Source organism: Mycobacterium innocens, assembly GCF_900566055.1.
Taxonomy (GTDB): domain Bacteria; phylum Actinomycetota; class Actinomycetes; order Mycobacteriales; family Mycobacteriaceae; genus Mycobacterium; species Mycobacterium innocens.
This window is the reverse complement of sequence record NZ_UPHQ01000173.1, coordinates 1-15,715: the sequence shown is the minus strand read 5'-3', so window position 1 is coordinate 15,715 and position 15,715 is coordinate 1. Positions and strand designations below refer to the sequence as shown.

The 15,715-nt window shown below is 65.9% G+C and carries 14 protein-coding genes; 6 read left to right on the top strand and 8 right to left on the bottom strand.

All coding sequences use genetic code 11. The features are described from left to right. Positions 1 to 129: 129 nt before the first annotated feature. On the bottom strand, positions 130 to 1,464 hold the full coding sequence (locus EET03_RS17335) for a sensor histidine kinase (RefSeq protein WP_075540911.1): 1,335 nt from the start codon (positions 1,462 to 1,464) through the stop codon (positions 130 to 132). A gap of 134 nt (positions 1,465 to 1,598) precedes the next feature. Between EET03_RS17335 and EET03_RS17330 the strand changes: the two genes are divergently transcribed. Together EET03_RS17330 and htpG are read left to right on the top strand one after the other, a co-directional pair. Next, positions 1,599 to 2,612, top strand: a complete 1,014-nt coding sequence (locus EET03_RS17330) for a TIGR03617 family F420-dependent LLM class oxidoreductase (RefSeq protein ID WP_075540912.1) — start codon at positions 1,599 to 1,601, stop codon at positions 2,610 to 2,612. A gap of 117 nt (positions 2,613 to 2,729) precedes the next feature. Continuing rightward, positions 2,730 to 4,682 carry a molecular chaperone HtpG gene (gene htpG / locus EET03_RS17325; RefSeq protein WP_099193620.1) on the top strand — a complete coding sequence of 651 codons (1,953 nt, stop codon included), beginning with the start codon at positions 2,730 to 2,732 and terminating at the stop codon, positions 4,680 to 4,682. Between the two features lie 65 nt (positions 4,683 to 4,747). On the opposite strand, the gene EET03_RS17320 is transcribed toward htpG, so the two are convergent. The 3 genes from EET03_RS17320 to EET03_RS17310 form a co-directional block, all read right to left on the bottom strand. Next, the gene (locus tag EET03_RS17320) at positions 4,748 to 5,719 is read right to left on the bottom strand and encodes an aldo/keto reductase (protein WP_075540914.1); all 972 of its coding nucleotides are present in this window, start codon (positions 5,717 to 5,719) and stop codon (positions 4,748 to 4,750) included. 31 nt (positions 5,720 to 5,750) lie between these two features. Further along, complete coding sequence (locus EET03_RS17315; protein ID WP_075540915.1) at positions 5,751 to 6,365, bottom strand: TetR/AcrR family transcriptional regulator; 615 nt, start codon at positions 6,363 to 6,365, stop codon at positions 5,751 to 5,753. Between the two features lie 99 nt (positions 6,366 to 6,464). Further along, positions 6,465 to 7,688 carry an alkane 1-monooxygenase gene (locus EET03_RS17310; RefSeq protein ID WP_099193619.1) on the bottom strand — a complete coding sequence of 408 codons (1,224 nt, stop codon included), beginning with the start codon at positions 7,686 to 7,688 and terminating at the stop codon, positions 6,465 to 6,467. A gap of 289 nt (positions 7,689 to 7,977) precedes the next feature. Between EET03_RS17310 and glgX the strand changes: the two genes are divergently transcribed. Both glgX and EET03_RS17295 read left to right on the top strand, forming a co-directional pair. Beyond that, on the top strand, positions 7,978 to 10,164 hold the full coding sequence (glgX, locus tag EET03_RS17300; RefSeq protein WP_075540917.1) for a glycogen debranching protein GlgX: 2,187 nt from the start codon (positions 7,978 to 7,980) through the stop codon (positions 10,162 to 10,164). Positions 10,165 to 10,335: 171 nt separating this feature from the next. Next, a complete protein-coding gene (locus EET03_RS17295; protein WP_208649078.1) occupies positions 10,336 to 11,097 on the top strand; it encodes an SDR family oxidoreductase in 762 nt (253 codons plus the stop codon). A 99-nt stretch (positions 11,098 to 11,196) separates the two neighbouring features. Here the strand turns inward: EET03_RS17295 and EET03_RS17290 are convergent, their stop codons facing one another. Genes EET03_RS17290 through EET03_RS17280 form a run of 3 tightly spaced genes read right to left on the bottom strand, consistent with a single transcriptional unit; the run spans position 11,197 to position 14,137 of the window. Then, the gene (locus EET03_RS17290) at positions 11,197 to 12,225 is read right to left on the bottom strand and encodes an acyl-CoA dehydrogenase family protein (RefSeq protein ID WP_075540919.1); all 1,029 of its coding nucleotides are present in this window, start codon (positions 12,223 to 12,225) and stop codon (positions 11,197 to 11,199) included. Then, on the bottom strand, positions 12,222 to 13,361 hold the full coding sequence (locus EET03_RS17285) for an acyl-CoA dehydrogenase family protein (protein ID WP_075540923.1): 1,140 nt from the start codon (positions 13,359 to 13,361) through the stop codon (positions 12,222 to 12,224). Before EET03_RS17285 ends, EET03_RS17290 begins: the two co-directional genes overlap by 4 nt. After that, positions 13,361 to 14,137, bottom strand: coding sequence for a crotonase/enoyl-CoA hydratase family protein (locus EET03_RS17280; RefSeq protein ID WP_075540920.1), 777 nt, complete (start codon positions 14,135 to 14,137; stop codon positions 13,361 to 13,363). The genes EET03_RS17285 and EET03_RS17280 overlap by 1 nt, the downstream gene beginning before the upstream one ends. 112 nt (positions 14,138 to 14,249) lie before the next feature. Here EET03_RS17280 and EET03_RS17275 point away from each other — a divergent pair, with 112 nt between their 5' ends. Then, positions 14,250 to 15,068, top strand: a complete 819-nt coding sequence (locus EET03_RS17275; RefSeq protein ID WP_075540921.1) for an SDR family NAD(P)-dependent oxidoreductase — start codon at positions 14,250 to 14,252, stop codon at positions 15,066 to 15,068. 5 nt (positions 15,069 to 15,073) lie between these two features. On the opposite strand, the gene EET03_RS31685 is transcribed toward EET03_RS17275, so the two are convergent. After that, a complete protein-coding gene (locus EET03_RS31685) occupies positions 15,074 to 15,391 on the bottom strand; it encodes a hypothetical protein (protein ID WP_244232417.1) in 318 nt (105 codons plus the stop codon). A 52-nt stretch (positions 15,392 to 15,443) separates the two neighbouring features. On the opposite strand from EET03_RS31685, the gene EET03_RS31680 reads away from it, so the two are divergent. Then, the coding region (locus tag EET03_RS31680) for a hypothetical protein (protein WP_244232416.1) at positions 15,444 to 15,715 on the top strand (272 nt) is incomplete at its 3' end.

Sequence of the window (15,715 nt, the reverse complement as noted above, 5' to 3'; positions counted from 1 at the left end):
AAACCTCACGCAGAACCAATGATCCAGCCAAACTGCGACCGCTCACGCACCTGACAACAGCCATCGCCCCCTCACAAACCGCCCCACCGCCAAGCCAAATCGCACGCCTGTGCGATACTGCCACCCATCTCACACCGGCTCGCTTATTTGAGGTAGGTGGCTGGTGTGCACGGCGCCGCGGGGACTGGCCGGGTGCACCGGCAGGCCTGCGGGTGCGAGCCGTGGAAGGTCGACGATTACCAGCGCTCCGCCTTCGGGGGCGTCGCTGATGGTGACACTGCCGCGATGCAACCCCACCAGGTCGCGGACAATGCTCAGTCCTAAGCCGGTGCCACCGACCGACCGTGTGGGACCGCCCTCCACCTGGCGGAACCTGTCGAAGACCGCCGCCCGCTGCTCGAGTGGTATGCCCGGACCGCTGTCGGCGATCTCGATGATGACCCGATGGTCGGGATCCGTCGAGACCGAACAACGCACGGTGCCAGTCGCTCGGGTGAATTTGAAAGCGTTGGATAACAAGTTCACCAGTATCTGGTGCAAGTGCTCGGGGTCGAGTTCCGCCGTAACGGGCTGGTCTGCGTTGACGCTGAATTCGATGTCACGGTCTACGGCAAGCGATTCGAACAGGGAGGCACCCAGTCGCACGTGCTCGGCGACGTCCACGTGCGCGTAATTGGGTTGGACGGTACCGGCTTCCAGCCGAGCGGCATCCAGCAGGTTGTTGACGTGCCGTTGCAGCAACCGGGCATTGCGGACGATCAGCTCGAGATCGGCACGTGACGGCTCCGCCGGTTCGGTCGATTCCAGCAGCCTGCGGGCGGGCTCCAGGATCAGCATCAGTGGAGTGCGCAGTTCGTGGCTGACGTTGGCGAAGAACTGGCTCTTCAGGTCATCGAGTTCCTTGGCCCGCGCGTAGAGATCGGCCAGTTCGGCGTTGGCCTCCTTGACCTTTCGGCTTGTCTCGGCCACCTCGTAGGCGCGGGCGAAGACCTCCCGCTCCATCTGCTGGGTGGTGGCTCGCAGCGCGGCCGTCTCCTGCTGCTGCGCCGCGTCGGCTGCTTGCAGGCGGACGAACTCGGTGACGTCCTCCACGCGGTGAATGACGTAGCGCAATGCACCGCCCGAGTCCAGCACCGGTGAGTTGGTGGGGCTCCAGAACCGTTCCTCGAAGTCCCCGTCCGGGCGTCGAATGTCGTAACGCTGCACCGGCATCGCGTCGGGGACGCGATCGCGCAGCACCCGATCCAGCGACACCCGCAGGTTCCGGACTCCTTCGGCATTGGGGTCATCGGGGTTGTCCGGAAAGGTCTCGAAGATGACGTGTCCCAGAATCCGCGTTCGTTCGGTCATCGTCGCCTGCAGGTAGGCGTCGGTGACGGCAACGATCCTCAAGTCAGGGTCCAGTACCAAAAACAGGCCCGGAGCGGACTCGAACAACAGCCGGAAGTCGACAGCCTCAGTCAAACGCGCACCTACGTTCGTGCATCGTGTCAACGCTACTATCGCGCACGCTGCCAATCGGCCAAACCGAAACGTCGATTCAACCCCGGCCGATCCGTCTGCGGCCGTGCCGCAGACCGTGCACGTAGGCTCCCGCCATGCACATCGACGCGATGACGTTTCCCGAGCCGTTGGGCAAGGTCGGTGACGTGGCCCGGCAGGCCCAGGCGGCCGGATTCTCCGGCTTGGTGTTCACCGAGGCGGGCCGCACCGCCTATCTCAGTGCCGCCGTGGCCTCGCAGGCGGCTCCCGGCCTCGACTTGTCCACCGGCGTCGCGGTGGCCTTTCCGCGGAGCCCCTTCGTCACGGCAGCCACCGCGTGGGAGCTTCAGGACGCAACCGGCGGCAGATTCCGGCTCGGCCTGGGCACCCAGGTGCGCCGTCACGTCGTGCACCGCTACGGGACGGCTTTCGACCGGCCCGGGCCGCGGTTGCGCGACTACCTGCTGGCGGTCAAGGCGTGTTTCGCCGCTTTCCGTACCGGGACGCTCGATCACCACGGCGAGTTCTATGACCTCGACTTCATCACGCCGCAGTGGAGCCCGGGCCCCATCGACGCCCCCGATCCCAAAGTCGATATCTCGGCGGTAAATCCATGGATGCTGCGGATTGCGGGCGAAGTGGCCGACGGCGTACATGTCCATCCGATTGGCGAGCCTGGCTACATCGCCCGCCACGTTGTGCCCAACGTGTCCCAAGGCGCGGCAAGAGCGGGGCGCGCACCATCCGACGTCGCGTTGATCGTGCCCGTGCTGACGATCGTCGGCGATAGCGACGAAGAGCGTGACCAGGAACGAGAAGCCGTGCGAGCCAGCATCGCCTTCTACGCCAGCACACCCAACTATGCGTTCATCTTGGACGAGGCCGGATTCGAGGGCACGACCGCCCGGATCCGGGAGAAACAGAAGGCCGGTGACTTCGCCGGCATGGCCGGCCAGATCACCGATGAGCACCTTGCCGTCTTCGCCACGGAGTCGACCTGGGACGGGTTGGCGGACGCGCTGGCCGACAAGTACGCCGCGATCACCGACCGCCTCGTCTTCTACAACGCCCGAGGCGATCGGGAGCGCTTCGAGCGGTACGGCGAGGTTGCCCGCCGCATGCAGCGGTAACACCGACACCGGTGACGGGTTTCGGCGCGACGGGCCGTCAGTCGGGTGGTGACCCCCAGCTCACGGCCGGCTGGCGGCTCGCTAAATTCGAGACGCGATCTCGTCGGAAGGAATGTCATGAACACGCATGTCGAGCAGCTCGAGTTTCAGGCGGAGGCCCGGCAACTGCTGGATCTGATGGTCCATTCGGTGTACTCCAACAAGGATTCGTTCCTGCGGGAGTTGATCTCGAATGCTTCCGATGCGCTGGACAAGCTGCGTCTGGAGGCACTGCGCAACAAGGAACTGAACGCCGACACCTCCGATCTGCACATCCAGCTCGGGGTGGACAAAGGTGCACGGACTCTGACCGTTCGCGACAACGGCATCGGTATGACGCGCGCCGAAGTCGTGGACCTTATCGGGACACTGGCCAAGTCGGGCACCGCCGAGCTCCGACAGCAACTCAGGGAGGCCAAGAGCCTCAAGAACGAAGCCGCCTCCGAGGAGCTGATCGGTCAGTTCGGCATCGGCTTCTACTCGTCCTTCATGGTGGCCGACAAAGTCGAGCTGCTCACCCGCAAGGCCGGCGAGAGCGAGGCCACCCGGTGGGAATCCAGCGGCGACGGCACCTACACCATCGAATCCCTCGACGCATCAACCGCCGGGGCTACACCGGGAACGTCGGTCACGCTGCACCTCAAGCCCGAAGACGCCGAGAACGACCTGTTCGACTACACCTCGGAGTGGAAGATCAGGAGCCTGGTCAAGAAATACTCCGACTTCATCGCCTGGCCCATCCGGATGGAGGTCGAGAAGCGCACCCAACCCGCCTCCGACGACGAAGGTGGCGAAGAGACCGTCACCGTCGAAACCGAGACCCTCAACTCCATGAAGGCCCTATGGGCCAGGCCCAAAGAAGAGGTCTCCGCCCAGGAGTACCAGGAGTTCTACAAGCACATCGCACACGCCTGGGACGACCCGCTGGAAGTCATCGCGATGAAGGCCGAGGGCACCTTCGAGTATCAAGCCCTGCTGTTCATCCCCAAGCACGCCCCGTTCGACCTGTTCAACCGGGATGCCAGCTTCGGAATCCAGCTCTACGTCAAGCGCGTGTTCATCATGGGCGACTGCGACCAGCTCATGCCCGAATACCTGCGCTTCGTCAAGGGTGTGGTCGACGCACAGGACATGTCGCTCAACGTGTCCAGGGAAATCCTGCAGCAGGATCGCCAGATCAAGGCCATCCGTCGCCGCCTGACCAAGAAGGTGCTGGCCACCATCAAGGACCTGCAGGGCGAGCGCCCGGAGGACTATCGCACCTTCTGGACCCAGTTCGGCAAGGTCGTCAAGGAGGGCCTGCTGTCGGACTTCGACAACCGGGAAACCCTGCTGCAGATTTCGTCCTTCGCCTCGACCCACAGCGAGGAGGAAGTCACCACGCTGGCCGAGTACGTGTCGCGCATGAAGGAGGGCCAGGAGCAGATCTTCTATGCCACCGGGGAGTCGCGTCAGCAGATCCTGAGGTCCCCGCATCTCGAGGCGTTCAAAGCCAAGGGCTACGAGGTGCTGTTGCTCACCGACCCGGTCGACGAAGTGTGGGTCGGGGTGGTCAGCGAGTTCGACGGCAAGCCGCTGCAGTCGGTCGCCAAAGGTGAGGTGGACCTGGACTCCGCCGAGGACCAGAGCGAGGCCGAGCGCGAGGAGCAGCAGAAGGAGTTCGCCGACCTGCTCACCTGGCTGAAGGAGACCTTGAGCGAGCACGTCAAGGAAGTGCGGTTGTCGACGCGGCTGACCGAGTCGCCGGCCTGCCTGATCACCGACGCCTTCGGGATCACCCCGGCGCTGGCCCGGATCTACCGGGCATCGGGGCAGGAAGTTCCGGTCGGCAAGCGGATCTTGGAACTCAACCCCGACCACCCGCTGGTGACCGGCTTGCGTCAAGCACACCAAGACCGCAGTGACGATCCCTCCTTGCCGGAGACCGCGGAATTACTTTACGGCACAGCACTTTTGGCCGAAGGCGGGACGCCAGAGGATCCGGCGCGGTTCGCGGAGCTACTCGCCGGCCGGCTGACCCGCACGATATAAGGGGGCCGATGGCTACGGCGGGCCGACGTTGGGCGGGTCGAAGATGACGAGGAAGACGAGTTTAACTACCGACGGCCGAGCTTCTCGCGGACCGTGTCGGTGAGGAACTGCCTCATCGACGTCGGATGAAATGCCCTGGCCGCCTTGGTGAGTGCCTCGCGGGACTCCGCGCTGAGTTCGAGATCGGCTGCGGCGACGTTGAACTCGAGCTGTTCGACGCTGGATGCCCCGGGGATCGCGACCACTCCCGGCAGGCTGATCAGCCACGCCAACGCCACCTGGGCCGGCTTGGCGTCGACCTCCGCGGCAACATCGCGAAGCGTCTGCAGCAGCGGCTCGATCCGGCGCAGGTTCTCCGTGCCGAACAGCGGGTTGACGGCACGCACGCCGCCCGGCCGGTTGTCCACGCCGTACTTGCCGCCCAGCAGGCCCTGTGCCAGCGGGCTGTAGGCGATGACGACGCGGTTCTCCCGCTCGGCGAACGGAACCAGGTCGTCGAGCGCGCCCGGGTGGGCAAGGGAGAAATGCACCTGGTTGCTGATGACCGGGCGGGCGAGCGCGGCGTCGGCCCTTCGCCATCGGGCCAACGAGTAGTTGGACACGCCGGCCGCGCCGATCTTGCCGCTGTCGAGAAGCTCGCGCATTCCGGGCATGATCACCGAATCGGGGACCACCGGATTGGGCTGGTGAACCTGGTAGAGCGGGATGCGGTCGAGCTGCAGCCGCCGGGCGCTGGCCTGCGCGCGCTGCTTGACGACGGCGGGAAACGGCGCGACCGGGAAGATCTTGCTGGCCACCGCGACCTTGTCGCGGCGGTCGCCGAGTGCTTCGCCGAGGATCCGTTCGCTTTTGCCGAAGCCGTAGACCTCGGCGGTGTCGAACAGCGTGACACCGAGGCCGAGGGCGCGCTGCACGATGTCACGGGCCGCGCCGGAGGCGTAGCGGTCCCCGTATCCCCATTCGCGCGAACCGAACTGCCAGGTGCCCAGCCCGATGCGGCTGACTTTTCCCATTCCGTTGACGTCGAGATATTTCATGTCTTACACGGTACTGAGTCGGCCCGTTCGATTAGCCACCGATCGATTCGACGAACGGCGTGAGCAGGCGCGCCATGCCCCGCGCGGCTTCGTCGGCGTCGGCCGGGGGCAGCGCGAGAAAGCTCAGGGCGGCCCGGACCACGGCCTGGCCCATCACTGTCGCGTCGTATTCGTCGGCGTTGACCCAGCTGTGCTGGAAGGTCTGCGACAGCTGGCCCGAGGCATGGTCGACCAGGAACTGGCTCTCGACCGTGATCAACCGGAGAATGTCGTTGGGCGCGTCCTCGGTTCGCAACACCTGGACCAGGGGGTCGTGGTCGACGCGGTCGAAGAAGTCGCGAAAGACCGTCCGCATGGCACCGTAGCCGTCGCCGTGGTGTTCGTCTATGGCCGTTCGCATTCCGGTGACGATGGTGTCCGTCAGTCGAAGGGCATAGCTACGCGCCAGGCCGCGTCGTGACTGGAACTCGTTGTAGATGGTGCCCCTGCTGACGCCGGCCGCCGAGGCCACGTCGGCCATCGTGATCGACGACCACTTCCGTTGGAGCAGCAGGCCGTGCAGCGCGTCGAGCACCCCGTTGTGCATCAGGCTCAACGCGGTGCTCTGATACGGATTGCGGTTTCGCGACGGCTCGGTCTCGACCATGGGGCTGAGATTAGTGCGCACGGACGGTGCTTTCGGCGTCGTGCCCGCCGGGCCGGGGTCGGCGCCCGTAGGCCGACCCCGGGCATGGACCGGCGGCCATCACCGGGTTCCGTAGCGGGCCAGGACTTTGTCGCGCTTGCGCGGATCGATGTTCACCTTGGTGATATCGCCGCCGTAGTGCTCGATTACCCGGTGGTCCATCACCTTCCGCCACAGCGGGGGGAGGTAGGTCAGGGTGATCAGGGTGGCGTATCCGCTGGGCAGGTTGGGGGCACCGGCCATGCTGCGCAGCGTCTGATAGCGGCGCAGGGGATTGGCGTGATGATCGCTGTGCCGCTGCAGGTGGTAGAGGAAGATGTTGGTGACGATGTGGTCGGAGTTCCAGCTGTGCACCGGGGCGCACCGTTCGTAACGTCCGGAAGCGGTTCGTTGCCGCAGCAGACCGTAATGTTCGAGGTAGTTGACCGATTCCAGCAGCGACGCGCCGTAGAACGCCTGGATGATCAGGAACGGCAGCACCTGCCACCCGAAGACGGCGGTCAGGCCGCCGAACAGGACGATCGACATGGCCCAGGCGTTGAGCACGTCGTTGCGCAGGCTCCAGGTGGGCTGGTTGATCCGCTGCATGCGGGTCTTTTCCAGTTCCCAGGCTGACTTGAGTGAGCCGAACATGCTGCGCGGCAAGAACATCCAGAAGCTTTCCGCGAATCGCGCGCTGGCCGGGTCCTCCGGGGTGGCCACCCGCACGTGGTGGCCGCGATTGTGCTCGATGTAGAAGTGTCCGTACAGGGTCTGGGCGAGGGTGATCTTGGACAGCCATCGCTCGAGGTTCTCGCGCTTGTGCCCCAACTCGTGGGCGGTGTTGATGCCTACCCCGCCGACGACGCCGATGGTCAGCGTCACGCCGATTTTGGAGATCAGGCCCAGGCCGCCGCTGATGCCGAGCCAGCTCAGGTCGTCGGCCGCCCACAGGTAGCACGCCAGCACCAGGCTGACCATCTGGAACGGAATGAACGCGTAGGTGCAGTAGCGGTAGTACTTGTCGTTCTCGAGTCGCTCCATCACCTCGTCGGGCGGGTTTTGGCCGTCGGGGCCGAAGAACAGATCCAGGATCGGCAACAGCACGTAAAGCAGCAGTGGCCCGATCCACCACAACACCGGCGTGGCGGCGTTCCAGCCGAGTTTGCCGAACACCCAGGCAAGCGCGACGCTCACCGGCAATGCCGTGGGCAGGACGAGTCCCACCAGCCACAGGTGTCGCTTACGGTCTCGCCATCGTTCGACCGGAGACTCTTTTACTGCTCCCATTGCGGTGGTCCCCATGATGTTTCCCTTCTGGACTAGGTCACCGCCGGGGCCGGCGGGCCGACTGAGATGAACATATCATATTATTTGTGCAATCGGTAGATAAATGATCCGATTTGTTCAAAATCCCGGGCGGGCGGCTCTGGCGCCGCGGTGCGCGCGGACAGCCCAATCGCGGAGCCAGCACCGTGCGCCGCGAAATCGCTTACCATGCAATATTTTTCGTATCCGACTGGCATCGACCGAAGTCGACGGGGATAACGCGAGCCGGGTTTGACCGCGGCACCCACGGGGTATCAACTGCGCCATGACCAGCGCTTCCGTCGCCGTCCGCACACCCACTCTCGAGGTTTGGCCCGGCCGGGCCTACCCGCTGGGCGCGACATACGACGGGGCTGGCACCAATTTCGCGCTGTTCAGCGAGGTCGCCGAGCAGGTCGAGCTGTGCCTGTTCGACGCCGACGGCACCGAGACCCGGATCACCCTGCCCGAGGTCGACGCCTTTGTCTGGCACGCCTACCTGCCGACCATCGAACCCGGCCAGCGCTATGGGTATCGGGTCCACGGTCCCTACGACCCCGGCGCCGGGCACCGGTGCAACCCGAGAAAGTTGCTGCTGGACCCGTATTCGAAGGCCATCGACGGCATTTTCGACTGGAACCAATCGCTGTTCGGTTACACCTTCGGTGACCCGGAGAGCCGCAACGAGGACGATTCGGCGACCAGTATGCCCAAGGCCGTGGTCATCAATCCCTATTTCGACTGGGGCACCGACCGCCCGCCGAATCACCACTACGCCGACACCGTCATCTACGAGGCTCACGTCAAAGGTCTGACGCAGACGCACCCGGACATCCCGGAGCACCTACGCGGCACCTACGCCGCGGTGGCGCACCCGGCGATCGTCGAGCACCTCACCAGCATCGGTGTCACCGCGATCGAGCTGATGCCGGTGCACCACTTCGCCAACGACTCCACCCTGGTCGAGAAGGGGCTCTCGAATTACTGGGGCTACAACACCATCTCGTTCTTTGCGCCCGACCCGAAGTACTCCAGCGCCACGTCGGCAGGTGGGCAGGTGCAGGAGTTCAAGGCGATGGTGCGCACCCTGCACGAGGCGGGCATCGAGGTCATCCTCGATGTGGTCTACAACCACACCGCCGAGGGCAACCACCTGGGCCCGACGCTGTCGATGCGCGGAATCGACAACGCCGCCTACTACCGGCTGGTCGACGACGACAAGCGCTACTACCTGGACCACACCGGTACGGGCAACAGCCTCAACGTCGGTCATCCGCACTCGCTGCAGCTGATCATGGATTCGTTGCGCTACTGGGTGACCGAGATGCACGTCGACGGCTTCCGGTTCGACCTGGCCGCGACGCTGGCCCGGGAGTTCTACGAAGTTGACCGGCTGGCAACGTTTTTCGAACTCGTGCAACAGGATCCGACGGTCAGCCAGGTCAAACTCATCGCCGAGCCCTGGGATGTCGGGCCCGGCGGCTACCAGGTGGGCAATTTCCCGCCGCAGTGGACGGAGTGGAACGGGAAATACCGCGACACCGTCCGCGACTTTTGGCGCGGTGAGCCCGCCACCCTCGACGAGTTCGCCTACCGACTGTCCGGATCAGCCGATCTCTACGAGCACACCGCGCGCCGGCCGGTCGCCTCGATCAACTTCGTCACCGCCCACGACGGGTTCACGCTGCGCGACCTGGTGTCCTACAACGACAAGCACAACGAGGCCAACGGCGAGGACAACAACGACGGCGAAAGCTACAACCGGTCGTGGAACTGCGGCGCGGAGGGACCGACCGACAACCCCGGCATCAACGAGCTGCGAAGCCGCCAGCAGCGCAACTTCCTCACCACCTTGCTGCTGTCCCAGGGCGTGCCGATGATCTGCCACGGCGACGAACTCGGACGCACCCAGAACGGGAACAACAACGGCTACTGCCAAGACAACGAAATCACCTGGGTCAATTGGGCCGAGGCCGACACCGGCCTGCTGGATTTCACCCGCGCGGTGTCGGCACTGCGCGCCAACCACCCGGTGTTTCGCAGGCGCCGGTTTTTCAGCGGCAAGCCGGTGGGCCGTCGGGGCGAGGACGGGTTGCCCGACATCGCCTGGTTTGCCGCCGACGGCTCGGAGATGACCGAGGAGGACTGGGGCGCGAGCTTCGCGAAATCCATCGCGGTGTTCCTCAACGGCCACGGCATTCCCGACCATGACCCACGGGGTCAGCGGGTGCTCGACGACTCGTTCGTCCTGTGTTTCAACGCACACCACGAGCCGATCGAGTTCACCTTGCCGCCAGACAAATTCGGCGAGAGGTGGCGCACGGTGATCTATACCGGCGCCCGGCAGGTGGCGCCCTGCGACGAATTGCCCGCCGCGGCAAGGCTCACCGTCGACGCGCGCAGCGCGGTGGTGCTGCAAGCCGCGCGCCAATCGCAGAGCCAGTCCGATGTCGTCGGCATTGCCGGGCAGTAGCGTTTCGGATCGGGTGCCCGACCAGCCGTCTCGCCGAGCCTGTAATTTTGCAGGCCCGTACTCGTACTTTGTCTGCAATAACACAGTTTCGGCGACCCGATACGCTGTGGCTTTGGCGGGTCTCGTCGCACAGGTCAACGCTTGGGGTAGGAGGCGGCTATGTCGAAAACGGTGGTCATCGGCGCCTCGAGCGGCTTGGGGCGCTGCATCGGCATCGGACTTGCGCAGCGCGGCGACGACGTCGCGCTGCTCGCGCGGCGGCTCGAGCGAACCCAGGCCGCTGCCAAGGAAGCTGGCCCCGGTGCCATCGCCCTGGACTGCGACGTCACCGACGAGGCGTCATGCCGATCGGCCATCGCTGCGGCCGCCGAGGCGCTCGGCGGAATCGACAACCTCGTTTACGCCCCGGCCATCAGCCCATTGGTCCGCTTGGTCGATACCGATGCCGACACCTGGCGGCGAGTCTTCGACACCAACGTCATTGGCGCGGCGGTGGCGACCGCGGCAGCGGTGCCACACTTGGCCGCCGCCTCGGGCAAGGCGGTCTACCTGTCATCCGACACGGGTGGTTACACACCGCCGTGGCCCGGTCTCGGCGCGTACGGGGTCAGCAAGGCGGCTCTCGAGAGACTGGTCGAGGCGTGGCGAGCCGAGCACCCCGATATCGGGTTCACCTGCCTCATCGTGGGCGAGTGCGCGGGCGGCGAGGGCGATGCGCGGACCGGAATGAACATCGGCTGGGACAGCGAGCTTGCCAGGAAGGCCTATCCACTGTGGCTGTCCGCAGGCGCCATGCCGGGCAAGTTGATGCCGGTTGCGGACCTGGTCAATGTGGTGCACACCATCCTGCGCACCGACGCGGCAACGTCGATGCCGATCGTGGTCGCCAGGGGGGCATCGGCCGCCGGCGGACCGGTTCTCGACGCCGGTTAGGGGAGCCGGCCTGACGCGCAGCGCGAGCGTAACGCCAGGGCGATATTCGGCGGCGCGATTTTTCGCCGTGGCGTTACGCCCGGCGAAAAACGCCTGGCGTCACCCGGTTATCAGGCCCCAGAGGCCGGCCGACCCCGCTTCCAGTGCCGCGCGGGTGACCTGCTCGTCCCAGTAGTGGACCGAACCGAACTCCGAGCGCCACGCCAGGGCCGCGCGGGTGTACTCGTGCAGGCGGTGTTCGCGCGTGGTACCCATCGCGCCATGGACCTGGTGGGCATTGCGCACCACGACCGAACAGGCCTGACCCGCACACGAACGCGCAACGGCGACAAGGAAATCCAGGTTCGGCGCGGACCAGTCGCTGCGAACCGCCGCGGTGAGCGCGGCCTCCGTCGCGGCCCGGGCGAGGGCGGCCTCGGCGGCGATGTCGGCGATCAGGTGCTGGATCGCCTGGAATTTCGACAGCGGCCGACCGAACTGGACCCGTGATGTCGCATGCTCGATGGACAGCTGCACAATCCGGTCCAGTGCCGCACATACCTGGATCGCCCGCACCAGCGCGGACTTGCGCGCCAGCGTCGCCACCACCGGCGCGGCGGCCGGAACCCCGCGCAGCACGGCGGAATCCGCCGATACCGTGTCGCGCGGTTCACCGATCAGGTTGGTACCAGCGGTGATAACGAGCGATTCTGCCGCCACGTCGGCCAGCTGGTATTCGGAGCCGGTTTGCCAGACCAGGACGATCCGGTCGGCGCCGCTGGCCCAGGGGACGTCGTCGGCCACGCCCCGGTCGTCGAGCAGACACACCGTCCGCACCGCGCTGTCGGCGGGCATCCGGTTGGCCTGCAACAGCCAGCACGCCAACAAATCGTGTTCGGCCAACGGAATTCGCACCGCATGACGAACCGCCGCAGCAAGCAGCTCGGCCGCTTCGTACCAGCCGGCACCGCTGCCGCCGGACTCTTCGGACCCGGTGAGTCGCACCAGGCCGAGATCGTCGAGGCGTCTCCACAGTGCTGCGTCACCCACCACGCCCCCAGGATGGGTGTCGCGATAGCCGGCGAAGACGGCGTCCATCATCTCGGCCAGGGCGGGGTCGACCGGGCCGGTTGGATCGACGGTCGTCATCGCAGCCCCAGCCCCCGCGCGATGACACCCCGCAACACCTCGTTGGTGCCGCCGCGCAGCGTGAATCCCGGACGCTGGTCGATCGCCCGCGACACCAGATCGGAGTAGCGCGAATCACCAGCTGCGTGCCGGTCGGCGAAGTCGGCGATGTCGCCTTCGGCGGTGGTGCCGAGCACCTTGACCACCGCTGCGGCGACGTCGGCCCGATCATGGCGTTGCAGCGCACCCGCCACCGCGGCCGACATCTGATGCAGCCCGGCAATCCGCGCCACCAGCCGGCCCAGCTCGGCATCGTGGGAAAGTCGTTGCAGGGCCATGTTTTCCGCGACCGAAGCCAGCAGCACGAAGGTCGACAGGAAGCGTTCGGGCCCGCTGCGCTCGAAACTCAGCTCGGATGTCACCTGCTGCCAACCATCGCCGATTTCGCCGAAAACCATGTCGTCGGGCACGAACGCCCGGTCGAGGATGACCTCGTTGAAGTGGTGGTCGCCGTTCATCGAGACGATCGGACGGATCTCCACGCCGGCCGCGCGCAGGTCGACGATGAACTGACTGAGCCCGGCATGCCGATCGGCTCGATCCACCGGTGCGGTGCGGGCGAGCACGATGAACGCGTGCGCGCGGTGGGCGCCCGACGTCCAGACCTTGGTGCCCGACAGCGACCAGCCACCCGCGACGCGTTCGGCTCGGGTGCGCACACTGGCCAAATCTGAGCCGGAGTCGGGTTCGCTCATGCCGATGCCGAAAAAGCACTCGCCACGCACAATCCGCGGCAGGAAATGCGACTTCTGCTCGTGGGTGCCGTATTTGAGCAGCGACGGCACGATCTGGCGGTCCGCGATCCAGTGCGCGGCCACCGGAGCACCGGCTGCCAGCAGTTCTTCGGTGACGACGAACCGCTCCACAAATGAGCGTCCGTGGCCGCCGTATTCGACGGGCACGGTCATGCCCAGCCAGCCGCGTGCTGCCAGCGCCGCGGTGAACTCCTCGTCCCATTGCGTCAGCCAGGCATCGACGGACGGCGTGAACGCTCCGGCTTCCAGTTGCTCGGCGAGAAACGCGCGGACCTCGGCGCGCAACGCGTCGGTCACCGACGGGTCGACGACGGCGGGCGGCACCAACCTGGGCGGTGCCATCAACGCGTCTTCCACTTGGCGATGCGGTGCTGGTGCTCGGGGTCGCGATGTGCCAGCGGTTGCATGGCCGCGGCCAGCCCCAGGGTCGACTCCAGGGAACCGGTCCGCGACTCCTGCAGCAGACGCTTGGACATCCGCAATGCGTGGGCGGGATTCTTGCTGATGCGTTCGGCCAGCGCCTGTGCTTCGGTCAGCAGTTCGTCGTGCGGGACCACGCGGCTCACCATGCCCCACTGCAGGGCGGTCGCGGCGTCCACCCGGTCGCCGGTCAACGTCATCTCCGCGGCGCGTTCGTAGCCGACGATCCGCTGCAGAAACCAGGTGCCGCCGTCGCCGGGGATCAGCCCGAGCTGCACGAAGCTCTCGGCGAACCAGGCGCGTTCCGACGCGACCCGGATGTCGCACATCATCGCCAGGTCGCAGCCGGCGCCGATGGCCGGCCCGTTGATCGCGCCGATCAACGGGACCTCGAGCCGGGTCAAAGCCCGCGGGATCCGCTGGATCCCGTCGATATAGGCGTGCCGCTGGTCAAGTGCGTCCAGCCCGAACATCCCGTCCCGGTTGGCCATCTCCTTGACATTGCCGCCCGCGGAGAAGATCTTGCCCGTCCCGGTCAGAATGACTGCGCAGACACTGGTGTCGGCGTTGGCGTCGTCGACGGCGGTCTCGAATGCGGTGATGAAATCCTTGCCGGTGATCGCGTTGCCGACATCGGGCAGGTTGATCGTCCAGATCCGGATCGGTCCGTTGCTGGCAATGTCCAAGACGGTGCTCATGACGGAAACTGTAAGGACTCGGTCTTGCGCCAACCCGCGCGCGGTGCCCGAATAGAACCGGCGGCTTTCGCCGATGCCACGTGGGTGCTGGCTTCAGCGCGGAGGAGGAACCATGCCCGACGTCGCGAAGTACGGCCCGTGGGCGGTGATCGCCGGCGGTTCGGAGGGCGTAGGAGCGGAATTCGCCAAGCAGTTGGCCGGTGCCGGGCTGAACCTGGTGCTGATCGCGCGCAAGCCGGCACCGCTGGCCGACACCGCGGACAGGTGCCGGGAGTTCGGTGTACAGGTTCGTACGATCGCCGTGGATCTTCTTGACCCCGAATCGATTTGGCGGATCAGCGCGGAAACGGCCGACCTGGAGGTGGGCCTGCTGATCTACAACGCCGGCGCCAACACCTGCCGGCAGAAGTTCCTCGACGCCGACCTGACCGATGCCGGTCGAGTCATCGACCTCAACGTGACCCGGATGCTCGAACTGGTACATCACTTCGGCAGGCCGATGCGGGCCCGCCGTCGCGGCGGCATCCTGCTGATCGGTTCGACCGCGGGCACTTACGGCTCGATGCGGCAGTCGGTGTATTCCGGCGTCAAGGCGTTCAGTCGGCTGTTCGCCGAGAGTCTGTGGCTGGAGCTACGCGACTACGGGGTTGACGTCCTCGAGTTGGTGCTGGGGGTGACCCGCACGCCGGCCATGGAGCGAGCCGGGCTGAACTTCGACGTGCCGGGGATCTCGGTGGCCGAACCCGCCGACGCGGCGCGCGAGGGTTTACAGAACTTGGCGGCCGGCCCGGTGTTCATCGCCGGAGACAACGCCGCGGCGGTGCGCCGCGGCAGTGGACCCGATCGTGCCGCGATAGTCCTCGGCGGGCACCGGCTGATGCAGAAACTCATCGCCGGAGCGCGGCGCGATGTGTCAGGAGATCGACGCTGAGATCGTCAGCTGCCCGGCCCGATGACGAAGCAGCGGCCAGTGCTGCTGTCCAGAAACACTTCTGCCACAGTGGATTGGTTGATGGTCGCAAACTCGAAGCGGTGTACTTGTTGCCCCGGTTGGATATCGGCTTCCTGGGACTCGGTGGTGCCGTCCTTCTTGCGCACCACCGCGGTGACCTTGTCGGGTTTCGACATGTTCTGCGCCTCATGGAAATACCACACCTCGATACCGGCCCCGGACGACGTCGCCTGCCAGCCGTCGGAATAGAAACACCCGGGATTGCCCTCGGCGTCCGGCGGCGGCGGTGGACAGATCGACAACCCCACGCACGGTGCGGTGGTGGTGGGAGTCGGCGCCGAGGTACCGGGTTGGGTGGCGCTCGCGGTGGTCGTGCTGACCGTCGTCGAGGTGGAACTCGAAGCCGACGCGCGTGGCGGCGCCTGCTGCTGCGACGCGCATGCCGCGATCCCCGGCCAACTCAGCGCGAGGACGACCAGCAACCTGACTATCGGCATCGTTGCGCCACGACGCGTGGAAAGGAGTCGTCATGTAGGAGGCGGCTGTCTGAAAGTGCTTGCTGCACAGGAGATGAAGGTTTTGTGGCCCTTCGGCGTCGTCCTTTCGGGGGATGGCGTCAAACCACC